Raw genomic sequence first — 23698 nt, 5'->3', positions numbered from 1 at the left:
AAGAATATGTCGAATTCAAAACAGGCCGTGCCCGATACACTGCCGTTATTGCGTGATCGTATTGATTCAATTGATTCGCAAATACAAAGCTTGATCAATGAGCGTGCTCGATGCGCTCAAAAAGTAGCCGAAGTAAAGCTGGCTGAGCAAGGCGATGAGGCGGTGGTTTTCTATCGCCCTGAACGTGAAGCGCAAGTGTTGCGACGTGTGATGGAGCGTAACGAAGGACCACTTGGTAATGAAGAGATGGCGAAGGTGTTTCGTCAAATCATGTCTTCTTGTTTGGCGCTTGAAAAACCAATGCGCATTGCTTTTTTAGGCCCAGAAGGAACGTTTACCCAGCAAGCGGCGTTGAAGCATTTTGGTAAATCCATTATCAGTGCACCTATGGCTGCCATTGACGAAGTGTTTCGTGAAGTGGAGTCGGGGGCGGCTAACTATGGTGTGGTGCCTGTAGAGAATTCAACAGAGGGTGTGGTTAATCATACCCTAGACAGTTTTCGTGATTCGCGTTTAAAAATATGTGGTGAAGTAGAAGAACGTATTCATCACCATTTATTGGTAAGCCCGAATATCAATGCGGACGATGTGACGCATATTTATTCCCATCAGCAGTCTTTAGCGCAATGTCGCGCTTGGTTAGATCGTTACTGGCCCCATGTTGAGCGTGTGGCAGTCAGCTCAAATGCAGAAGCCGCACGACTGGCAGCCGATGCAGGGCGAAGTGGTAAGGCCATTGCCGCCATTGCGGGTGAAGTCGCCTGTGAGCTTTATGGGCTGACAAAAGTATCGGCTAATATAGAAGATCGGCCTGACAATACAACGCGCTTCTTAATTGTCGGACATGAATACGTACCACAAAGTGGCAAAGATAAAACATCTTTACTTATTAGTGCTAAGAATGAGCCGGGCGCTTTGTACCACCTACTGGAAGCGTTTGAGCGCCACGGAGTGGACATGACACGCCTCGAAACACGTCCTTCTTTAATGAGTCGCTGGGGCTATATCTTCTATATCGATTTTGTTGGTCACTATCAAGATGAAGCTTGCCAAGTGGTGATTGAAGCGCTACGAAGTCGTGCGTCCGAGGTAAAGGTGCTGGGTTCTTACCCTGTCGCGGTGCTTTAATAATGTCGTATTACTTCGCGGTGTAAACATGTTGTTGGATGGGGTGTTTTGCTTTGACAGTTGAGGATAAGAAATTCGGTAATGTCATGATCATTGGTCTTGGCATGATTGGTGGGTCGTTTGCAAAAGCGCTCAAAGATCGTGGTTTGGCAACCTTATATGGCGTCGACCGTCGTGAAGGTGAGCTCGCCTTAGGTGTGTCGACGGGGGTGATTGATTTCCCTGCCGAAATAACTGCTGAATACGTGTCTAAGATGGATGTGATTGTCTTGGCGACGCCAGTGAGAGCAATGGAGTCTGTGATTTCTGACCTTCAGCCGTTTTTATCGAAGCGTACCTTGGTGACGGATGTCGGCTCAACAAAAGGCAGTGTCGTGGACGCTGTTCGTCGTGTATTTGGTTTTGTGCCTGGGAATTTCATTTTGGGTCACCCTATTGCGGGGGCAGAGAAAAGCGGTGTTTTAGCTTCAAATCCTTTGCTTTTTGAAAAGCATATGGCGATCGTCACTCCTTTGCCAGACAGTAATCCCGTCTTATTGGATAAGCTTCACCACCTTTGGCGAGCCGTTGGGTCAGATGTCGTTAGTATGGATGTCGAGCACCACGATCATGTATTGGCATCATCGAGTCATTTACCTCATTTATTGGCTTACACCTTAGTTGATGCCTTGGCGAATGGTGAACGCAGTCAAGATATCTTTAAATTTGCGGCGGGTGGTTTTCGCGATTTTACCCGTATTGCGTCAAGTGATCCTGTCATGTGGCGTGATGTTTTTATGGCCAATAAAGAGGCGACACTAGCGACGCTTGATCATTTTACAGATCGCTTGTCTGATATGCGTACTGCAATTGAGGAAGGTGATGGTGCGAGTATGTTTGGTGTGTTTACGCGCGCCAAATCGGCACGCGATCATTTTTTACGTTTGCTTGAGCAGCGTACCGGTGGCGTGGTGAAAGAGGTTCGTCCTGTCTCTATTTCAGTTTTACCCGCATCGGTTATCAAAGGTGAACTTTCTTTATTAGGTGACAAATCCTTGTCACACAAAGTGATTACCATAGCGGCTCTCTCAGAGGGAACCAGTGAGGTAAGAAATATAGACCTTGCTGGTGATGTGAGAATTACTATGCAGGCCTTTCGTGATATGGGGGTTGTGATTGAGGAGGTGGCAGAAGGCCATCTTCGTGTCCATGGCGTTGGACTAAGAGGCCTAAAAGCCCCTATTGCGCCTGTTAACGTGCATGAATCAAGAGAGAGTTTGTATCTATTGTTGCCTGTCTTAGCCGGTCAATCGTTTCCTGTATCTGTTATTGCGGAAGGCGTTTTACTAAAACAGTCCATGGGTGAGTTGTTTTCAGTTGTCCGTCAAATGGGCGGAGAAGTGACTTCAGAAGTAACGGATTGTCTGCCAGTGCATTTGTCTCCCGGAGAGTCTGAAAATTTGACGCTGAGATTAAATACAGGTTCTGAGCAGCTTCGTATGGCGGCATTGTTGGCGAGCTTGTATTCACCAACACAGGCTAAGGTAACGCCGTTTTTGTCTGGTCTATCTCACTGTGAGGTTTTGCTTCGTCAATTTGGGATGCAAATGTCGTTGGATGAGTCTGTTTTTCATGTTTCGCCTGCTCCTTTATTAGCCACTGATGTCGTGTTATCCGGCGATGAATATGAAATGGTGTGGTTGGTATTGTTGGCTAATATACTGCCAGGATCTGATTTAATCATGGATAATGCCGGTTTAGACTCAGTGTCTTATGCTCTGTTGTGTCTATTGCAATCCATTGGAGCGAATGTCTCTATTCCTCATTTAGATGAGTCTGGTCTTTATAAAGGCGACGTAAAAGCAGGGTTTGCGGAATTAAATGGCTTTACGCTGAGTGCGCAGCAAAGTTACCAGTTCCGAGAAGAGTTGCCGCTTTTGTGTGTTGCGGCTGCTTATGCAAGGGGGGAAAGCCGTATTCAAGGTTTAAATGGCCTGCCTTACTATCATGAGGATCGTATATTGGCGTTAGTCGATGCCTTAGGACACCTGAATATTGATGTAACCTATGAGCATGGCGATCTACTGATTCAGGGGGGAGTGCCTTGCGGCGGTGAATTAGACTGTGCCGGTGATGACAAACTGGCGTTGGCCATGATAGCCCTAGCAGCACGCAGTCAATCGGCGGTAAAAATCAATGATTGCCAAAAATTATTACAAGAATTCAATGAGTTAGAAGGTGTTACTTTGCAGTTAGGTTTTCATTGCTCGGTAGCGCAATAGTTATTTAAAGAGGATTAGTTATGATCAACCAAGGCCCAGTTATTACGATTGATGGTCCAAGTGGTGCGGGTAAAGGCACTGTTAGCCAGTTAGTCGCAGAAAAGCTGGGATGGCATATTTTGGACAGTGGGGCTTTGTACCGATTGCTTGCCCTTGCTGTCGAGCATCATGGGATGTCCACAGACGATGTTGAGACATTAAAAGTGTTGGCAGAGCATCTTGATATTCAGTTTAAACAAAGTGAGAAGGGTGTTGTTGATATCGTGCTTGAGGGAGAAGTGGTTACTCAAGCTATTCGTACGGAAGAGGTGGGCAATTGTGCTTCCAAGTTAGCGGCGATCCCCGAAGTAAGAGAGGGGTTGTTATTACGTCAGCGTGCTTTTTCTCAAACGCCGGGTTTGGTGGCGGATGGTCGAGATATGGGCACGGTTGTTTTTCCCGATGCTCAGATTAAAATATTTTTAACCGCGTCAGCACAAGAACGTGCTCAAAGACGGTTGAACCAGCTACAGCAAAAGGGCGATACGGTCAATCTTGATGAGCTAGTGAAAACCATTCAAGAAAGAGATGAGCGTGACGCTAATAGAGCTATCTCCCCCCTTGTTCCCGCCGCGGGTGCGCTGGTGGTTGACAGCACAGAGCTGACGATAGAGCAGGTGGTCGAGGCCGTTATTGCTGAAGCAGCAAAAGCCGGTCTTGTGTAATCTGAGTCTACTTTTTTGTAGGTAGACTGTGCTAGAATAGTATAAATGTTATTCAAGTCGATAAAGGTGCCAGCAAGCCTTTATCGCATCATCCAAAAAAATTGACCCGCATCTGCTGGCGGTGTGGAAATGACCTAGTGTTTTTAGGTCGACTATATAGGAAATACAATGACTCAAAGCTTCGCAGAACTGTTTGAAGAAAGCCTGTTAACCGTCGAAATGGCGCCAGGCTCAATTGTTACCGGTATTATTGTTGATATCGACAGTGAGTGGGTAACTGTTCATGCAGGTCTTAAATCTGAAGGCGTAATTCCTCGTTCTCAGTTCCTAACGGAAAGTGGTGAGTTCAACTTAAACATCGGTGACGAAGTAAAAGTTGCACTTGACGCTGTTGAAGATGGCTTCGGTGAGACTAAATTGTCTCGTGAAAAAGCGAAACGTGCAGAGACTTGGTCTGTGCTTGAAAAAGCTTACGAAGAAAATGCCATTGTTAATGGTGTGATCAACGGTAAAGTCAAAGGTGGCTTCACAGTTGATATCGCAAATATCCGTGCCTTCTTGCCAGGTTCTTTGGTAGATGTTCGCCCAATCCGCGACACATCACACTTGGAAGGTGTTGATCTTGAGTTCAAACTTATCAAGCTTGATCAAAAACGTAACAACGTTGTTGTATCTCGTCGTGCCGTTATGGAAGCGACTAACAGCGCTGAACGCGAAACACTACTTGCTTCTCTTGAAGAAGGTCAAGAAGTTAAAGGTATCGTTAAGAACCTTACAGACTACGGTGCGTTCGTTGATCTTGGTGGTGTTGATGGTCTTCTACACATCACTGACATGGCTTGGAAACGTATTAAGCACCCAAGCGAAATCATTGCTGTTGGCGATGAAATCGACGTTAAAGTTCTTAAGTTCGACCGCGAGCGTAACCGTGTGTCTCTAGGTCTTAAGCAATTGGGTGAAGATCCATGGGTTGCTATCAAAGCCCGTTACCCAGAAAACACGAAAGTGACTGCTAAAGTTACTAACTTGACTGATTACGGTTGCTTCGCTGAATTAGAAGAAGGCGTAGAAGGTCTAGTACACGTTTCTGAAATGGATTGGACTAACAAAAACATTCACCCATCTAAAGTTGTTCAGATCGGTGACGAAGTTGAAGTTATGGTTCTTGACATTGATGAAGAGCGTCGTCGTATTTCTTTGGGTATCAAGCAGTGCACCATGAACCCATGGGAAGAGTTTGCTACTTCTTTCAACAAAGGCGACAAAATCTCTGGCGCAATCAAGTCTATCACTGACTTTGGTGTGTTCATTGGTCTTGACGGCGGTATCGATGGTCTTGTTCACCTATCTGACCTATCTTGGGACGAAACGGGTGAAGAAGCAGTACGTCAGTACAAGAAAGGCGATATGCTAGAAACAGTGGTATTGTCTATCGATGCTGAGCGTGAGCGTATTTCTCTAGGTGTTAAACAACTAGAAGAAGATCCGTTCCTAGCTTTCGTTGCTGAAAATGACAAAGGTGCAATCGTAAACGGTACTGTTTCTACAGTAGATGCGAAAGGCGCTGTTGTTGTTCTTGCTGAAGGTGTTGAAGCGACGTTGAAAGTCTCTGAAATCAGCCGTGAGCGTATCGAAGATGCATCAACTGCATTGAAAGAAGGCGATAAAGTAGAAGCAGCGATCATCAATGTTGATCGTAAAGCGCGTACTATTGCTCTGTCTATCAAGCAGAAAGATGCGACTGAAGAAAAAGCTGCGTTGAAATCTCATTCTGAGAAACAGCAAGTTGAAGCGAATGGTCCTACCACTATCGGTGATTTGATCAAAGCGCAACTAGAAAACCAAAACTAAGTTTTAATTTTCTAGTTAGTAAAAAGCGGGCTTAGCCCGCTTTTTTTATGCCTATTTCTTTTGAATTCATTGACAGAAAAACTATACATATAACGTGTGGATAACCATGGGTATAGGCTTTGCGTATGTCTTAGTTAGCGTAAAGACCTAAGCAATACTTCGGTGTCTTCTTCGCTCCATTCTTCTTTTTCAAGCAAGTTTTTTAACGACTCACTTTGGCGGGCATTCTGCAGGTTTTTCTGGAATTTTGCATAGTGGAAGTCTTTTATCAGACGTTCATCGTATTTTGAGCGATAAATAGGCGGCTTCTGGCTTTGTCCTGTAGCTTCTTGCTTGAGTTCATCAACCTTCTTATAGGTGTTCAAAAACTGCTTTTTATTCATCGTTGGCTCTCTTGTATTGATTCAATGCACAAAATCTCAAAGTGATCATTTCTTGCACACCACTTTATATTGATGTCCCATAGAGTAATGCCATGTTCTCTGTCTGTCTGGTTTGTAAGATAAGAGGGCCTTGGATCTTGTGCGACGACTTGTTCAATCAGTGTGATGATGTTTTTATCGTGTGTGTTTTGATAGTTTTCGCATTGTTGTTTCGCTAGCTGAGAAAAACGTACGTTTTTTACGTTTGTTGGGGCCGGTGTTTTTTCTGCTGTCGCGTCAGTAATGTTATCAGCATAAGGCAAATAGGGTTTTATATCCAAGACAGGTGTGCCATCCAGTAAATCGGCCCCATGAAGATCAATAAAAACACGCTTTTCTTCTTGATAGATGCGACCTATTTTTACCACCGATAAGCCTATGGGGTTGGGTCTGTGGGTTGAGCGGGTGGCAAATACGCCTAATTTATCTTTACCACCAAGCCTTGGTGGGCGAACCTTGGCTTTCCAGCCCTCTGTGAGGCAAGCATGAAACACAAACTGAATCCAGATGTGGGAATAATCACTTAGCCCGTCTAATGTGTCTAGCCGATTAAAGGGCGGTAGCAGCTCAAGTCTTGCCGTTGCCTCTTTAACCAGTCCGGGTTGACGTGGAATGCCGAATTTCTCTTTATAGCACGAGTGTACTATGCCTACGGTGGAGAGTGTGTAAGTGTTTGGTATGGACAATGTGAGTTCCTTGAGACTAAATCGGCACTAAATGAACAAATATAGTATGGTAGTATACTGTTTTGTTGAAAGAGATTATGGGTTAGCCCTTATCTTTCGTTCGCAATTTCTTACTTTACCAGAGAGTTACCATGTCTTTAGAATCTTACATGAATCAAGTAGGCCAACAAGCCAGAGAGGCTTCCCGAGCTTTGGCGAAAGCCTCCACTCAACAAAAAAATCGTGCTTTATTTGCTATGGCGCAAGCATTAGAAGATGCTCGTCCACACTTGATGGAAGAAAACGCGAAAGACATAAAAAACGGTAAAGAGAAGGGATTAGATGCGGCGTTATTGGATCGGTTATTGTTAGATGATGCTCGTATTGATGGCATGATCAATGGGTTGAAGCAAGTGGCATCCTTGCCTGATCCTATTGGTGAAGTGTCAAATATGGTGTATTTGCCGTCAGGCATTCAGCGTGGCCAAATGCGCGTGCCTCTTGGAGTCATTGGTATTATTTACGAGTCTCGCCCTAACGTGACCATCGATGCGGCGAGTCTGTGTTTGAAATCAGGCAATGCAACGATATTGCGTGGTGGTTCTGAAGCGTTTTATTCTAATCAAGCCATTGCAGGTGCGGTAAAAGCGGGCATTGTTGAGGCAGGTTTACCAGAAAATGCGGTGCAGGTGTTAAATACCACGGACAGAGAGGCCGTAGGTAAATTAATTACTATGCCTGAGTTTGTGGATGTAATCGTCCCTCGTGGTGGTAAAGGGCTGATTGAGCGTATTAGTCAAGATGCGCGTGTGCCTGTGATTAAACATTTGGATGGCAATTGCCATGTTTATATTGATGATGAAGCGGATCTAGATAAAGCGTTCGCTATTGCCTTGAACGCAAAAACGCGTCGTTATGGTGTCTGTAATGCGATGGAGTCTTTGTTAGTTCATCAGTCTATATTAAACGCTATTTTGCCAAGACTGGTTACCGCTTATCAAGACAAGGGCGTGGCGCTTGTTGGCTGTGAAGCGATCCGTGCTATTTACTCAAACATCGAGCCTGCAACGGAGGAAGATTGGTACACAGAATACCTCGCCCCTAAGTTGTCGATCAAAGTGGTATCGAATATTGATGAGGCGATTGCGCATATTAATCATTATGGCTCACACCATACAGACGCTATTGTATCGAACAACTATGCTAAAACGCGTGCTTTTATGACGGAGGTGGACTCCTCTTCGGTGATGGTCAACGCTTCTACTTCCTTTGCAGATGGTTTTGAATACGGATTTGGTGCTGAGATTGGTATATCGACAGATAAGATTCATGCTCGCGGCCCGGTAGGTTTGTTGGGGTTAACCAGTCAAAAGTACGTTGTGTTAGGAGATGGTCATACTCGTGACAACTAAATCGTTGAACAGCCTCGCCATTATGGGAGGGACATTTGATCCTGTGCATAATGGCCACCTTAGAACCGCAGTAGAAATTCTAGACCGTTTTGGCTATTCATCGTTAAAACTGATCCCTTGTTTTCAGCCGGTACATAAGGGTAAGCCAGGTGTATCACCGCAACAGCGACTTGATATGGTGCGACTGGCCATATCGGGAGATGCAAGGTTGAGCGTCGATGCCCGTGAAATCGAACGAGAAGGACCAAGTTACAGTATTGATACGTTGAAAAATATCCGAGCTGAAATTGGCGCGGATACGCCCTTAATCATGGTATTGGGAATGGACAGTTTCTTGTCGTTACCTACATGGTCTCAGTGGCAGGAGTTGACGAAATACGCTCATATTTTCGTTGTTTCACGACCCGGTTGGGAGCCTGATTTAATCAGCGAATTAAGTGCTTTTTGCGAAAAATATCGTGCCAACTCCTCCTATGAGTTACAATGCGCGCCGTCAGGGCGTTTATGGTTTGAAACACTTACGCCCTTAGGAATTTCTTCTAGCATGATTAGATCATTGGCTTCTAAAAACGAGTCAATTGCGTACTTGTTGCCAGAGCCTGTTCAAGAATACATAGAGCAACATCAATTATATCGATAGGATAACAAAACAATATGAGTCAGCTTAACTACACAGCAGATCAAATTTTATCTTTTGCTGTGGAAGCACTGGAAGATGTCAAGGGTGATAAAATCACTGTTTTGAATGTTAGCAAGCACACTGACATGATGGATTACATGGTACTTTGTACTGGTACGTCCAAACGTCATGTAAATGGTCTTGGGCAAAACGTCTTTGAACATCTTAAGTCAAAGGGGCTTCAGCCATTGGGTTCTGAAGGTCGCGGTATGGGCAGCGATTGGGTGTTGGTCGATTTGCATGATGTGGTGGTTCATGTCATGACAGAAGAGGCGCGCGCTTTTTATGATCTTGAAAAACTCTGGGATATTCAACCCGAAAACATCTAAGGTTCCTGTGTAATGCGTGTTCGTCTGATAGCGGTTGGCAGTAAAATGCCGAAGTGGGTCGTTGAAGGGTATGAAGAGTATTCTAAACGTCTACCAAAAGATTTTGCTCTTGAACTGGTTGAAATCCCCATGTCACCTCGTGGCAAAAATACCGACATTCCAAAAGCCATACGCAAAGAGGGGGATGCCATGTTAGAGGCTATTCCTTCAGGTGATAAAGTGATTGCAATGGAGGTGTTGGGTAAAGAGTGGTCGACTGAGCAACTATCCGATCAGACAGAGCAGTGGCGTATGGAAGGGTACAATGTCAGCTTGTTAGTGGGTGGGCCAGATGGACTTGACCCTAGATGTACAGCGCGAGCGGATCAGGTTTGGTCTTTATCTCGCCTGACGTTGCCGCACCCTATGGTAAGAATCTTGCTCGCGGAACAAATTTATCGTGCTTGGACGCTGATGAATAATCACCCGTATCATCGATGAGGTGGGGTTGTTGAATCGCGGACACCAAAAATTTCGTAATTATCGACAAGAGCAACGGCTAACCCAACGACGCGTGTTGGCCGCCGCTGTGTTTGTTTTTCTATTAGTTTGTGTGTTGATCGGTCGATTGTTTTATCTGCAAGTGATTGAACATGATTTGTATCAAACGAAAGCCGATGACAACCGAGTGATGTTGGTGACTGAGCCGCCACCAAGAGGGCTCATTTATGACCGCAATGGTGTTGTATTGGCAGACAATCGCCCCATCCACAGTTTAACGGTCACACCTGAGCGAATCGCGGATTTTGACGCGCTAAAGCAAACATTAAATACCATCATCGATATAACCGAGAGTGAATGGCAAGATTTTGATCGCGCTCTTGAAGAATATCGCCGGCCTTACCAATCGATTACTTTAAAGTCTCAGCTGACAGACGAAGAGTGGGCAAAAGTCTCGGTGGATTTGTATAAACTCGACGGCGTTCAAGTCGAGGCGCAATTAACACGATACTACCCCTTCGGAGAAGCCTTTGCCCATGCAGTGGGTTATGTGGGTCGTATTACTTCTAAAGATCTAGAAACCGTCGACCGACTTGCCTATCAAGGGGCGTTATTTATTGGTAAAACGGGAGTGGAAGGGTACTACGAGGAGACCTTGTTCGGCCAAGCGGGTCTGAATAAGGTTGAAGTCAATGCTCGTGGTCGAATTATGTCTGAATTGGAAAGGCAAACACCCACTCCAGGAAAAGATGTTCATCTCCACCTTGATGCGCGATTACAACAATATGCCTATGATCTTCTGGGAGACTACACGGGATCTGTGGTCGCTATTGATCCTGAAACAGGTGGCATTCTTGCACTTGTTTCTAAGCCAGGTTATGACCCTAATTTATTTGTGCGTGGCATCTCTGTTAAAGATTATGGTGACTTACGAGAATCGAGAAAGTTACCTTTGTTTAATCGGGCGCTACGCGGTGGCTATCCACCGGCTTCAACGATAAAACCCTTTATGGCGTTGGCGGGACTGGAATACGGCTTTGCTTCTTGGACTGAGCAGTATTACGCCAAAGGTTATTATCAAATCAATCCTAATGGTCGTCGTTATCGTGACTGGAAACGTTCAGGTCATGGCTGGATTGATTTAGAACGTTCTATCATCGAGTCAGTGGATACTTATTATTATCAGTTGGCTAATAAGATGGGGATTACTCCTATTCATAACTTTTTAACCCGCTTCGGTTTTGGTCAAGGTAACTTGCTTGACCTACGGGGCGAGAGCCGCGGTTTGTTGCCTTCAAATGAATGGAAAAAAGCCAAATACAAAGAGCCGTGGTATCCAGGTGACTCTGTTAATGTGGGAATCGGTCAAGGCTTTATGGTAGCAACACCGGTGCAGATTGCGTCAGCGACATCGGCTTTGGCAGGTAAAGGTCATTATTTTTACCCTCGAATGGCACAAACCATAGGTGACTCTGAGGCGCAGTTTGAAGAGAACCTAGGTAAAGAACACAGGATTGTGCTGAAAGACCAAGGTAACTGGGATCGTATGACGAATGCAATGCGTAGAGTGATTACGGACTCAAAAGGCACAGCAAGACGATTGCGTGGCACGGAATACGATATCGCGGGTAAGACAGGCACAGGGCAGGTATTTAGTTTACAAGAAGACCAAGAATATGACGCAGACAGTTTGGATCGCCGCCTTCATGATCACGCATTATTTATTGGTTTTGCCCCAGCGGAAAAGCCGAAAATTTCTGTTTTCGCCATTTTTGAAAACGGTGGCAGCAGCTCAAAACCGGCTGATCTAACGCGTTCGTTATTTGATGCATATCTTTATGATGACTACCCAGCGAAATACGATTATTTAAAAGGCCGCAATCATGAGTGAAAGCTTGTATCAGCGAGCAATATCCTTCACCAACGCACGTTTATGGAAATTGGTGCACGTCGATGTGTTGCTGATTGCGTCGTTATTTTTATTGATTGGCGGAGGGCTTTTTATCCTGTATTCCGCCTCGGGTCAAAACACGGCGATGGTGGAACGGCAAGCGTTGCGTTTGGCTATTGGTTTGGTTGTGTGTCTAGTATTGGCTCAATTACCACCTAAATATATGCGCAGAGCCTCACCGGTACTTTTTGCGTTCTTAGCACTTCTACTTATTGGCGTGCTTTTGTTTGGTGTCGGAGCGAAAGGGGCGCAGCGATGGTTGCCGTTACCTGGTGGGTTACGCTTCCAACCGTCAGAAATTATGAAAATTGTGATGCCCATGATGATTGCTTGGTACTTTGCTCACAAGCCCTTGCCACCGACTTTTAAACAGATTTTAGTCGTACTGACTTTAATTGCAGTGCCGGTTGTTATGATCGCAAAACAGCCCGATTTGGGGACCTCTCTTTTGGTGGCGGTGTCAGGTATTTTTGTGTTGTTTTTAGCCGGATTAGGCTGGCGTTATATTATTGGTGCAGCGATCTCTGCGCCTCTGGCGGCATACACACTATGGCAATTTATGCATGAATATCAACGCCAACGAGTACGCACTTTTTGGGACCCTGAGAGTGATCCCTTGGGGGCAGGCTGGAATATTATACAGTCTAAAACAGCCATTGGCTCGGGTGGTATTCAGGGCAAGGGCTGGTTAGAAGGAACACAGGCACAACTTGATTTTCTCCCAGAAAGTCACACTGACTTTATTATCGCTGTTCTGGCAGAAGAGTTTGGTATGTTGGGTTGTGGCCTACTCATTTTGGCTTACTTACTCGTCATTGGTCGTGGATTGTTCATTGCGGCAAAGGCTTCAGACAACTATGCAAGATTACTAGCAGGCAGTTTAACACTGACTTTCTTTGTTTATATGTTTGTAAATATTGGCATGGTGTCAGGTATTCTCCCTGTGGTTGGGGTACCCTTACCCTTGGTGAGCTATGGCGGTACTTCTATTATTACCATCATGGCGACTTTTGGCATTTTGATGTCCATACAAACACACAAAAGGGCAATATGATGTTTAAGCACGTTTCTCTTTGCTTGATGGCAATCGGACTGACGGCCTGCGCTAACACAGAGCATTCTGTTATAACAAAAGCGTCGGGGGTCAGTGACTCACTGTTAGAAGAAAAGCCAGTAAGCGTAGCCGATTCTTATGCTGGGAACCCAGATGTTCAGCGCTTTATTTCACAACTTGTTGAACAGCATAACTACGATAAAGCGCGACTAGAGTTGGCCTTTTCACACATTCAAGTTAGACCAAAAGTCATCGAGAAGTCTGACAACCAGCCAGAAGTCATCACACCTTTTTATGAGTATAAAACGCGCTTCGTGAACCCCAGCCGTGCCAAACTGGGTCGAGAATTTGCAAAACGAAATGCGTTTTGGTTGCGTAAAGCGGAACAAGATTTTGGCGTCGATTCCAGTGTTATTGTGGCGCTCATCGGCGTTGAAACCTATTACGGGCGTATCACTGGGTCAAAGGATGTGTTCACGTCTTTGACGACCTTGGCGTTCGATTACCCAAGACGTAAAGAGTATTTTCAGAGTGAACTAGAGGCCTATTTGTTATTGGCACGAGAAGAAGGCTGGAACATCGGTGACACGAAAGGGTCATACAGTGGTGCCATGGGAATGGTGCAGTTTATGCCAAGCAACTACAGGAAGCTTGCAATTGACTACGATAGTGATGGTCACATTGATTTGTGGCAGTCTGATGCGGATGCGATTGGCAGTGTCGCCAACTATTTGAAGCATCACAAGTGGCAGACGGATCAACCTTGGTTTGTCACTGCGTATGTGGCTGAGCCGGATATGGTCGCTAAAGATATCAACCGTGGTCGAGTGCCTGACGTCGACATAACGGCTTGGTCTGCTGTAAAGGTGCTACCGACACAACCTTTTGTGTCAGAGAAGACCGGTCTAATTGGTTTGCAAACGGGGCCTGGTGAAATGTCCTACTGGTTGGCGTATGAGAACTTTTTCACCATTATGGATTACAACCCGAGTCGACGTTATGCCATGTCAGTGTTAGAGCTTGCTAAGAGTATTGGGCGTTATGAAGTGGATTAAGATACTGTTTGTTGCCAGTGTGAGTTTATTGGTACTGAATGGCTGTATGAGTACCCAGCATGTTTTGGGTAAAAAAGACGCGGACTATGAAAAAGCGTCTGGCGGCGGACGTTATTCTATCTTACAGGATCACGCGCCGACGGGAGATATAGAGGTAGATCATTTACCGGATTTGGTGCCTAAATGGGAAGCAAAAAGTCGAGGTGGAAACAAAAGTCCCTATGAAGTGTGGGGGAAAAAGTATTGGGTAATGGATTCAGCGAAAGGTTATACGGCACAAGGAACGGCCTCATGGTACGGCAATAAATTTCATGGGCATAAGACGTCAAATGGGGAAACATATGACATGTATGCCTTTTCTGCCGCGCACAAATCCTTACCGTTACCGACCTATGTGAAGGTAACAAACCTTGATAATAACCGCTCAATCATTGTGCGAGTGAATGACCGTGGGCCTTTCCATGGGGACCGTATTATTGATCTTTCCTATGCCGCTGCCGCTCGTTTAGATTACCACAAGAAAGGGTTGGCGCGTGTCAAAATAGAAGCGATTACACCGTCTCAAGGACAGTCGTACCAAGCACCAAAAGCGGTTGTTATAAGTTCTCCTGTCGCCTCTGAAGTCACACCGAATAAGGCTTCTGTCGAGTCTCACTCGAGTCAAGCGTCGACGCCAGACTTGATGGTTTTTTCACATTTACAGGTAGGTGCGTTTCGTGTCGAACAATCAGCAAATCAATTAAAAACACGACTTTTTGAATCATTTGATACTCAAGTTAAAGTAAGTACCAATCATCAAAACGACGGTTTATATAAGGTTTTATTGGGTCCGTTTGACAATGATACTGAGCTGTTGAGATGGCAGCAAAAACTGCAACAAGAGGGCTTTGGCAACGCGGTTAGAGTCGCGCTTGTTCCTTGAGCCAATCGGTTTGGGCTAGAGATTCCTTTTATGCTCTAGTATTATTCAGGCACATTTTTTAGAAGACGATATTTTTGAGTATGAAAACACTCCTAGTGACTTTATCCTTGCTTTTTAGCCTAGTTTCAAACGTGGTTACGGCAGCACCTTCGTTAATACCGGCACCGCCACAACTGTCGGCAAGCAGCTATATTTTGATGGATGCTTTTACCGGCGATATCTTAGTAGAAAATAACGCTGATGAGGCCTTGCCACCTGCCAGCCTGACTAAGTTAATGACGGCCTATATTGTTGAGTATGAGCTGGCACGAGGAAACTTGTCTTTCTCTGATATGGTTACCGTAAGTGAAAAAGCATGGCGTATGGAAGGTTCGCGTATGTTTATTCGCGAAGGGACTCAGGTTAGCTTAGAAGATTTAATGCGCGGCATTATTATCCAGTCTGGGAATGACGCAAGTGTGGCAGCCGCAGAATACGTTGCCGGGAGTGAGGCCGCATTTACGGATCTGATGAACCAGCATGCGCAACTGCTGGGTATGACCAATTCTCATTTTAAAAATGCAACAGGGTTCCCTGCAGAAGGACATTACTCAAGCGCTCATGATTTGGCTAAACTGTCTCGTGCGACGATTTTACAGTTCCCAGAAAATTACACCATGTACGCTGAAAAAGAGTTTACTTACAACAACATTCGCCAGCCAAACCGCAATCGTTTGCTATGGCGAGATAAAACAGTGGATGGCTTAAAGACCGGCCATACTGAAGAGGCGGGTTACTGCTTAGCGGCCTCTGCGGTTCGCAACGGCACGCGTCTTATTGCCGTTGTAATGGGAACCAAGTCCGATGCGGCGAGGGCTGCTGAGGCTCAGAAGCTATTGAACTATGGTTTCCGTTACTATGAGACACGCAAACTCTATAGCCGCGGCCAAGTGGTTAACAACGCGAAAGTGTGGGGCGGTAGTCAAGCGACAGTCAAAGTGGGCTTTGCTGATGATGTGTTAGTCACCATGCCAAGACAACAAGGCGATTCTATTCCTGCTTCTTTGGATATGCAGAAAGAAATCGTTGCACCTATTGCCGTTGGTGATGTGCTGGGAACCATTATCGTTGGCTCTGAAGGAAATGTGTTGCTTGAACAGCAGGTTGTTGCGCTAGAGGCTGTTGAAGAAGGCGGCTTTTTCAAACGCTTGTTTGATAAAATTAAACTTTTCTTTATGAACTTGTTTTAAGCTCTGATTTGAAAGGGTAAGTATAATGGCATTGATTACAAAACATGGTGACCAAGCAGAACAAGTCGCTGATGCACCAAAAATAGAGTTTCCTTGTGATAATTACGTGATCAAGGTGGTCTCATTAGATGCTGAGGGTATTCATACTGAAATCACAGAATGTTTACTTTGTCATGCACCTGAGATGAACACGACGGCAGAGAAAAGCAACCGTTCAAGCAAAGGAAAGTTTGTCAGTTTTAGTTTTCGGATTGTGGCACAAAGTGAAGAACAGCTTGCTGCTCTACACCGTGATTTAATGGCGATTGAACCTGTTAAGATGGTTCTGTAAATGAACATGAGTGTGGTCTGTCGTGACCTAGGTGTGATTGATTACAATGACACTTGGGAGCGTATGAAAGATTTTACACAAACGCGTTCTAAAGCTGACGCGGATGAAATTTGGTTGTTAGAACATCCGGCGCTGTTTACCCAAGGTCAGGCAGGCAAGGAAGAACACCTTTTGGCACCTGGTGATATCCCTGTTGTTCAGGTTGATCGAGGCGGTCAAGTGACGTATCACGGACCGGGTCAGCTGGTGGCGTATGTTATGGTGGATCTTAAACGATTGGGAATTGGCGTTCGAGATTTGGTGTCTGTGCTGGAGAATGCTGTCGTAAACACACTGCAAGAAAATCAGATTACCGCCTACCCCAAACCTGACGCGCCTGGCGTGTATGTTAATGAGCAAAAAATTGCTTCCTTAGGGTTGCGAGTCCGCAGAGGTTGCTCATTTCATGGATTGGCTCTTAATGTTGATATGGACCTCACACCATTTAACCGGATCAACCCATGTGGCTATCAAGGTCTACAAATGGTTGATATGAAAAGACTCAATAGCATAGTTTCGTTATCAGATACTAAGCGTCAGTTAGCGAATCAGCTGGCTGAGCAGCTAGGATATAGCTATCCTGCTATCCAACAAGGGTGGAATTAGAATGACTGTAGAACGCAAACGCGTTGTCCAAGGGGAAAAACTACGTGGTGCTGATAAAATGGCACGTATCCCTGTAAAAATTGTACCAACAGAAGAGATTCCACGTAAGCCTGACTGGTTACGTGTACGCATGCCAGCATCGCCAGAAATCGCTCGTATTAAATCAACACTGCGCGAGCACAAACTGGCGTCAGTATGCGAGGAAGCGAATTGCCCTAATTTAGGAGAGTGTTTCAGTAATGGCACAGCCACCTTTATGATTATGGGTGAAATTTGTACGCGACGTTGCCCGTTTTGTGATGTAGCACACGGACGACCAAATCCACTCAGCGTTGATGAACCAAAAGAGTTGGCGGCGGCAATTCGTGATATGAAATTGAAGTATGTGGTGATTACGTCGGTAGATCGTGATGATTTGCGCGATGGCGGAGCACAGCATTTTGTTGACTGTATCCGTGAAACTCGTGCTGAAAGTCCAAACATCGAAATTGAAACACTGGTACCGGATTTTCGCGGTCGGATGGACGTCGCGATTGATACCTTGTCAATTGCCCCCCCTGATGTTTTTAATCACAACTTAGAGTCAATTCCACGTCTGTATCGTCAGGTTCGCCCTGGCTCAGACTACCAATGGTCATTAGATTTGTTGAAAAACTTCAAAGATCGTTGCCCAGATGTACCTACGAAGTCTGGTTTGATGGTTGGTATGGGTGAAACGTTTGAAGAAATTGTTGAAGTGCTGAAAGATCTTCGTGCTCACAATGTAGATATGTTGACGATTGGTCAATATCTTCAGCCTTCTAAGCATCACTTTCCTATGGCGCGCTTTGTACCACCGGAAGAGTTTGCTCGTTATGAAGAAGTGGCCAAAGAGCTGGGCTTTAAGCGTGCAGCTTGTGGTCCTTTAGTGCGCTCTTCTTACCATGCAGACAAGCAAGCTCATGGTGAGCATGTTTCTTAACCTGTATATTTATTAAAAAAAAGCGGGGTTAAGTTTGTCTTAACCTCGCTTTTTTTATTTGGTTTCGTGATAAAGCAATCGCTTACAATACGGACATGACAATTTTGGAGATGATATGAAGCCTTGGTCAATTAAAGACTCAATGGAGCTGTACAACGTCAGTCACTGGAGCAGTGGTTTTTTTTCAATCAATGACAAAGGTCGTGCTATTGCCTTACCTGACAGAGAAAACAGTATTGATTTGACAGAGCTTTCTCAAGCGTTGAAGCAGCAAGGTATTCCATACCCTTGTCTTGTGCGTTTTCCTAATATCCTGCATTCGCGTATTGAAAAAATTACGAATTCCTTTCAACAGGCAATTGAACATTATAACTATCAAGCACAATATGCGATTGTGTATCCGATTAAGGTCAACCAACAGCGTCGAGTTGTTGAAGAAATAGCGGCGTGTCAGCTTGATAATACGGCCTCAGTCGGTTTGGAAGCGGGCAGTAAGCCTGAATTGATGGCGGTGTTAGCAATGCATAAAAACGCCGAAGGTATCATTGTTTGTAATGGCTACAAAGATCGTGAGTTTATCCATTTGGCGTTGATGGCTGAAAAAATGGGCCACCAGGTTTTTATTGTTGTCGAAAAAATGCACGAGTTGGATTGGATCTTAGAAGAAGCCGCTAAGATTGATGTACAACCTCGTATTGGTATTCGTATCCGCTTGGCATCGACTTGCTCAACACACTGGGGAAACAGTGGTGGCGAGAAGTCTAAGTTTGGCTTAACCACCTCACAATTATTACGAGCAATTGATCATTTGCGTGAGTTGGGCCTGTCGCATTGTTTGGAGCTGATACATTTCCATCTAGGCTCACAGATCACGCGGATCCGTGATATTCAAAACAGCCTTAAAGAGTGTGCTCGTTATTATGCTGAACTGCATGCGATGGGTGTTAAGGTGAAATGGGTTGATGTTGGTGGTGGCTTAGGCGTTGATTATGAAGGCACCCGTTGTCAAAATGACTTTTCAGCGAACTACAGTATTGGCGAGTATGCTAATAACGTTGTGTTCGCCTTTCACAATGTGTGTGAACAATATGACCTTCCACATCCACATATTATTTCCGAATCGGGGCGTGCCGTGACAGCACACCATGCCATGATGATTGCCGATGTCTTTTCTCATGGTGCCGAACTGTTGCCGATCGAAGAGCCTACACAGGATACGGAGTTAGAATTACAGCGACTCTGGTCGTCTTATCAAAGCTTAAAATTGGGTAATGACGAAGAAAGCCGCTCTTTGGTTGAGATTTACCATGATTTGTTAGACGATTTTAATGACAGTCTGGCTTTATATAATCACGGTCAGTTGAACTTGTCGCAGCGTGCTCAAGCTGAGAATCTGTTTTTGTCTGCCTGTCGAAATTTGCTGCCACGGTTAGATAATCGTAACCGTGGACATCGTGCTGTGATTGATGAGTTAAACGAACGTCTGGCAGAGAAGCTTTTTGTGAATTTATCTGTTTTTCAATCGATGCCAGACGCTTGGGGAATTGACCAGTTATTCCCCGTTTTGCCATTGCAAGGACTGGATCAGGCACCCTCTTTTCGAGGGAAGATTCAAGATGTAACCTGTGACTCTGATGGTTGCTTATACAGCTATGTAGACGGACAAGGCATTGAGTCCTCGTTGCCTTTGCCGCCGCCTCCGCCAGAAGGTGAAGACTACTTGATGGGGTTTTTCTTAGTAGGTGCCTACCAAGAAACACTAGGGGATTTGCATAACCTATTTGGTGATACTTGCTCTGTAGACGTTTATCTAACAGAAGAAGGATTCCGTATTGACCATGTGCTGAAAGGTGACAGTGTGCAAGATGTGCTCAAGTCGGTCAGCTATAACGAGCACGAATTGATGGCTCGTTATCAAGGGAAAGTGTCTGCAAGCACCTTGAGTCAACAAGAACAAGATAGCCTAATGGCAACGTACAAAAAAGTCTTAGCGGGCACGACTTATCTAACTTAGGTGCAAACTTGTATTTATAAAACATGCAGTCGGCCTTAAGTTTGTTGATTGAATACGGTGAGACGTTTTGAAAAAGAGACATTATGAAGGTGTATAGTGCTTCCACGCGTTTGCCGTACTTTGGCGTCATGTTGTCCAGTAAGTTGGCGTCAAATGAGGTTATGTATCGCGTCATGAGCGATAAGTTGATGGCGCTTGCACAGGATCTACCTGGCTACCTTGGTGCAGAATGGGCAGGTGGTGAGATAGACATCATGGTGACCTATTGGCAAACAGAAGAGGACGCTGCAGCGTGGACAGAGCATCCGGTTCAGCGCAGGATTTTATCGCTGGGTAAAGATTTTTGGTATCTTGCTTATTCTTTAAAGCAGTTTCAGGTCGTCACAGATGACCCTTTTATCAAGGCCGATCAAGCCAGTGGTGAAGGAGAGCGCTTTCCACGTGTGGTGACAAAAAGAGGGATATTGACGCTTCTAGAAGCGTCTCACACCCCGCTTTTGTATGATTATGTGAATCAAGAAAAAGACTTTTTGGCTCCCTGGGAACCGACCAGAAGTGACGCTTATTATTCCCTAGAAACCTGTCAGCTACGCATTCGTGAAATGCGTCGTGATTTTCTGGAGGACAGAGGGGTGGTACTTTGCTTTTTGTCGCCTGAGGAAGATAAGATGCTCGCTTATACCAACTTTTCCAATGTGGCGCGAGGTGTGTTTCAGTCTTGTAATCTTGGTTACAGCCTACGGCAAAGTGAACAGGGCAAGGGCATCATGCAAGAGGCGTTAGAGGCGGGTTTACATTATCTACATAAAGAATGGCATATTGACCGCATTCAAGCCTGCTACATGCCGAGAAATGCGCGCAGTGCCGCTGTGTTGCAAAAACTGGGCTTTGATAAAGAAGGCCTCGCAAAGCGTTATTTGAAAATTAATGGGCAGTGGGAAGATCATGTGCTTACGGCGCTCTTGTTGCGTTGAAAAAGGCTTCAATGCTTGTCGTGGCGCTCAACTGCCATAAAGTAAAATCAGTTAAACAGTGTGTGTTTATTGCTTGCATGCACCCTTGATCGAAGAAGGAAAGCTTCCTTGAGTGAATTGTCAAATTTTGAATCGAATGAAACGCTGTCATTAAAAGATTACACAGAAAAAGCGTATTTAAACTATTCCATGTACGTTATTTTGGACCGCGCTTTGCCGCATATTGGTGATGGGTTGAAGCCGGTTCAACGTCGTATTGTTTATGCAATGAGTGAATTGGGTTTAAAGGCGAGTGCGAAGTACAAAAAATCGGCTCGGACAGTGGGGGATGTGCTCGGTAAGTTTCACCCTCATGGTGACAGTGCTTGTTATGAAGCCATGGTATTAATGGCACAGCCTTTTTCTTATCGTTATCCCCTGGTTGATGGCCAAGGTAACTGGGGCGCGCCAGACGACCCTAAGTCTTTTGCTGCCATGCGTTACACCGAATCTCGTCTTTCAAAATACGCAGACGTTTTGCTGCGTGAAGTGAGTCAAGGCACAGTCGATTGGGTACCTAATTTTGACGGCACCTTACAAGAGCCTTCCGTACTCCCCGCTCGTCTGCCAAATTTGTTACTCAATGGTACAACAGGCATTGCTGTTGGGATGGCAACAGACATTCCTCCACATAACCTCAGAGAAATCGGTGGTGCCTGCATACATTTGCTGAACCATCCTAAAGCTGAATTAGACGATTTACTGAGTTTTGTGAAAGGGCCTGACTTCCCAACAGGTGGTGAAATTATCACGCCACGCCACGACATCGTTAAGTTGTATGAAACCGGTAAAGGACAGATTAAAGCCAGAGCACGCTTCACCGTAGACGAAGGTGAAATCGTGATAAGCGAGTTGCCTCATCAGGTGTCAGGAAGCAAGATACTAGAGCAGATTGCGGCTCAAATGCAGGCAAAGAAACTGCCTATGGTGGTGGATTTACGAGATGAGTCAGATCATGAAAACCCAACCAGGTTAGTCATTGTTCCCAAGTCAAATCGCGTGGATATTGAAGCCGTGATGACACATTTGTTTGCCACCACTGATCTGGAAAAGTCCTATCGTGTGAATATGAATGTGATTGGTCTTGATGGTCTGCCGCAAGTGAAGCCTCTCAAGAACTTTTTGACAGAGTGGCTACGCTTTCGCATTGACGTTGTACGTCGTCGTTTACAGTTTCGTCTTGATAAGGTGTTAAATCGTCTGCATATTTTGGAAGGTTTACTGATAGCCTACCTAAATATTGATGAAGTGATTGACATCATCCGAACAGAAGAAAAGCCAAAGTTAGAATTGATCGCACGGTTTGGTCTGAGTGAGATGCAAGCCGAATCTATTTTGGAATTAAAACTACGTCATCTGGCTAAGCTTGAAGAGATGCGTATTAAGGGTGAGCAAGACGAGCTTGAAAAAGAGCGTAAAAAGCTAGAAGGGTTGTTGGCCTCTGACCGTAAGTTGAAAAAGCTGATCAGCGATGAGATTCAAGAAGCGATCGATGCTTTTGGTGACGAACGCAGAACACCGATGGTTGAGCGTAAAGAAGCGCAAGCGTTCAGTGAAGAAGACCTTCTTTCTAATGACCCCATTACGGTGGTGATTTCTAAGCAGGGCTGGATTCGTGCCGCCAAAGGCCATGATGTGGATGTTGAAGGCTTAAGTTATAAGTCAGGTGATGGCTTTCTTGTCAGTACAAAGGGGCGTTCTAACCAGACATTGGTCTTGTTTGCTTCAAATGGTCGAACCTACTCTATTAAGGCACACACTTTACCTTCGGCTCGAGGCCAAGGCGAACCCGTTACGGGCCGTATTTCATTAGAAAAAGACGTGACGATAGTGTCTGCCGTGTTAGACAGCGAAGACGCGCATTATTTGATTGCCAGTGATGCGGGTTATGGTTTTGTTGCGCAACTACAAGACTTATACGCCAAGAATAAAGCAGGCAAAGCGTCGCTAACCTTGCCAAGAGGTGCGCGGGTTATGCCGCCTGTATTGGTTTCTAACCCTGAGCTTGGTCGTGTTGTGGCCATTTCTAATGAAGGTCGAATGCTTGCGTTTGATGTGGCTTCGTTGCCGAAAATGGCAAAAGGGAAAGGTAATAAAATGTTGAGTATTCCCAGTTCTAGAGCGGCAGACCGGGAAGAGTGGGTCGTTGCATTGGCTTGTGTACAACCAGACGATGTATTGACCGCTCACGCCGGTAAGCGATTTATCACTTTTGCTGAAAAGGATCTGGAAGAGTATCTGGGGGAACGAGGCCGTCGAGGATTGAAACTGCCTCGTGGTCTACAAAGAATCGATAGCTTAGAAATTAAGCTTCCATAAATGTTTAATACATAAAAAGTTGTACAGCAACTCGCTTATTTTGCAAAAGAGGGTTGCTGTCAATCTAAAGTTTAAACTTGAAAGTTTCGACTAATTTTTGCGAAAGGCATTGAGAGGATTGCTGAGCGCTGTAAGTATCTGTTTGGTAGTTGTCCCTGAATAACTCTCAACCTATTGAATTTATTGTGTTTTTATTAGATAGTTTATGTCTAAATCTTGCTGTAAATACAGTGTAAGGCCCAAAAAGTTGCAGAATCGGTGAGTTTTATGAAG

Annotated in this window: 21 protein-coding genes; 19 read left to right on the top strand and 2 right to left on the bottom strand. The window is 45.1% G+C overall.

The features are described from left to right. Positions 1 to 6 precede the first annotated feature (6 nt). The 4 genes from pheA to rpsA all read left to right on the top strand — a co-directional run bounded on the left by pheA (position 7) and on the right by rpsA (position 5944). Entirely contained in the window at positions 7 to 1128 is a 1122-nt protein-coding gene (gene pheA / locus LG368_RS01945) for a prephenate dehydratase (RefSeq protein ID WP_226753043.1), read from the top strand. A 53-nt stretch (positions 1129 to 1181) separates the two neighbouring features. Continuing rightward, complete coding sequence (locus tag LG368_RS01940) at positions 1182 to 3389, top strand: bifunctional prephenate dehydrogenase/3-phosphoshikimate 1-carboxyvinyltransferase (RefSeq protein ID WP_226753042.1); 2208 nt, start codon at positions 1182 to 1184, stop codon at positions 3387 to 3389. Between the two features lie 20 nt (positions 3390 to 3409). Next, positions 3410 to 4093 (top strand): (d)CMP kinase, encoded by a 684-nt coding sequence (gene cmk / locus LG368_RS01935; protein ID WP_226753041.1) that lies wholly within the window; start codon positions 3410 to 3412, stop codon positions 4091 to 4093. Between the two features lie 168 nt (positions 4094 to 4261). Beyond that, a complete protein-coding gene (gene rpsA / locus LG368_RS01930; protein WP_226753040.1) occupies positions 4262 to 5944 on the top strand; it encodes a 30S ribosomal protein S1 in 1683 nt (560 codons plus the stop codon). 134 nt (positions 5945 to 6078) lie between these two features. Here the strand turns inward: rpsA and LG368_RS01925 are convergent, their stop codons facing one another. Both LG368_RS01925 and tsaA read right to left on the bottom strand, forming a co-directional pair. Beyond that, positions 6079 to 6327: a hypothetical protein gene (locus LG368_RS01925; RefSeq protein WP_226753039.1), complete on the bottom strand. Its 249-nt coding sequence runs from the start codon at positions 6325 to 6327 to the stop codon at positions 6079 to 6081. Continuing rightward, on the bottom strand, positions 6324 to 7052 hold the full coding sequence (gene tsaA / locus LG368_RS01920) for a tRNA (N6-threonylcarbamoyladenosine(37)-N6)-methyltransferase TrmO (protein WP_264193948.1): 729 nt from the start codon (positions 7050 to 7052) through the stop codon (positions 6324 to 6326). Before tsaA ends, LG368_RS01925 begins: the two co-directional genes overlap by 4 nt. A 131-nt stretch (positions 7053 to 7183) precedes the next feature. On the opposite strand from tsaA, the gene LG368_RS01915 reads away from it, so the two are divergent. The 15 genes from LG368_RS01915 to parC all read left to right on the top strand — a co-directional run bounded on the left by LG368_RS01915 (position 7184) and on the right by parC (position 23425). Further along, positions 7184 to 8443, top strand: a complete 1260-nt coding sequence (locus tag LG368_RS01915) for a glutamate-5-semialdehyde dehydrogenase (RefSeq protein ID WP_226753038.1) — start codon at positions 7184 to 7186, stop codon at positions 8441 to 8443. Then, positions 8433 to 9083 carry a nicotinate-nucleotide adenylyltransferase gene (gene nadD, locus LG368_RS01910; RefSeq protein ID WP_420827959.1) on the top strand — a complete coding sequence of 217 codons (651 nt, stop codon included), beginning with the start codon at positions 8433 to 8435 and terminating at the stop codon, positions 9081 to 9083. Before LG368_RS01915 ends, nadD begins: the two co-directional genes overlap by 11 nt. Before the next feature lie 14 nt (positions 9084 to 9097). Then, on the top strand, positions 9098 to 9451 hold the full coding sequence (rsfS, locus tag LG368_RS01905; RefSeq protein WP_226753036.1) for a ribosome silencing factor: 354 nt from the start codon (positions 9098 to 9100) through the stop codon (positions 9449 to 9451). Between the two features lie 12 nt (positions 9452 to 9463). Next, complete coding sequence (gene rlmH / locus LG368_RS01900) at positions 9464 to 9931, top strand: 23S rRNA (pseudouridine(1915)-N(3))-methyltransferase RlmH (protein WP_226753035.1); 468 nt, start codon at positions 9464 to 9466, stop codon at positions 9929 to 9931. A gap of 10 nt (positions 9932 to 9941) precedes the next feature. Beyond that, positions 9942 to 11822, top strand: a complete 1881-nt coding sequence (gene mrdA, locus LG368_RS01895) for a penicillin-binding protein 2 (protein WP_226753034.1) — start codon at positions 9942 to 9944, stop codon at positions 11820 to 11822. Then, positions 11815 to 12936, top strand: a complete 1122-nt coding sequence (gene rodA, locus LG368_RS01890; RefSeq protein WP_226753033.1) for a rod shape-determining protein RodA — start codon at positions 11815 to 11817, stop codon at positions 12934 to 12936. The genes mrdA and rodA overlap by 8 nt, the downstream gene beginning before the upstream one ends. Next, entirely contained in the window at positions 12933 to 13991 is a 1059-nt protein-coding gene (gene mltB, locus LG368_RS01885; RefSeq protein WP_226753032.1) for a lytic murein transglycosylase B, read from the top strand. Before rodA ends, mltB begins: the two co-directional genes overlap by 4 nt. Next, positions 13978 to 14913 (top strand): septal ring lytic transglycosylase RlpA family protein, encoded by a 936-nt coding sequence (locus tag LG368_RS01880; protein ID WP_226753031.1) that lies wholly within the window; start codon positions 13978 to 13980, stop codon positions 14911 to 14913. The genes mltB and LG368_RS01880 overlap by 14 nt, the downstream gene beginning before the upstream one ends. A gap of 80 nt (positions 14914 to 14993) precedes the next feature. Beyond that, entirely contained in the window at positions 14994 to 16142 is a 1149-nt protein-coding gene (locus LG368_RS01875; RefSeq protein WP_226753030.1) for a D-alanyl-D-alanine carboxypeptidase family protein, read from the top strand. Positions 16143 to 16167: 25 nt separating this feature from the next. After that, positions 16168 to 16473, top strand: a complete 306-nt coding sequence (locus LG368_RS01870; protein WP_226753029.1) for an HP0495 family protein — start codon at positions 16168 to 16170, stop codon at positions 16471 to 16473. After that, complete coding sequence (gene lipB, locus LG368_RS01865) at positions 16474 to 17118, top strand: lipoyl(octanoyl) transferase LipB (protein ID WP_226753028.1); 645 nt, start codon at positions 16474 to 16476, stop codon at positions 17116 to 17118. It begins immediately after the preceding gene. Between the two features lies 1 nt (position 17119). Next, positions 17120 to 18079: a lipoyl synthase gene (gene lipA / locus LG368_RS01860; protein WP_226753027.1), complete on the top strand. Its 960-nt coding sequence runs from the start codon at positions 17120 to 17122 to the stop codon at positions 18077 to 18079. Positions 18080 to 18194: 115 nt separating this feature from the next. After that, entirely contained in the window at positions 18195 to 20093 is a 1899-nt protein-coding gene (gene speA / locus LG368_RS01855; protein WP_226753026.1) for a biosynthetic arginine decarboxylase, read from the top strand. Positions 20094 to 20176: 83 nt separating this feature from the next. Next, positions 20177 to 21067, top strand: a complete 891-nt coding sequence (locus LG368_RS01850) for a GNAT family N-acetyltransferase (protein WP_226753025.1) — start codon at positions 20177 to 20179, stop codon at positions 21065 to 21067. Positions 21068 to 21175: 108 nt separating this feature from the next. Beyond that, positions 21176 to 23425, top strand: a complete 2250-nt coding sequence (gene parC / locus LG368_RS01845; RefSeq protein WP_226753024.1) for a DNA topoisomerase IV subunit A — start codon at positions 21176 to 21178, stop codon at positions 23423 to 23425. The last annotated feature ends 273 nt before the right edge of the window (positions 23426 to 23698 follow it).

It is taken from the genome of Marinomonas algarum (assembly GCF_020532605.1).
Lineage (GTDB): Bacteria > Pseudomonadota > Gammaproteobacteria > Pseudomonadales > Marinomonadaceae > Marinomonas > Marinomonas algarum.
The sequence above is the reverse complement of the archived record's forward strand: the minus strand, read 5'-3'. Positions and strand labels throughout refer to the sequence as shown.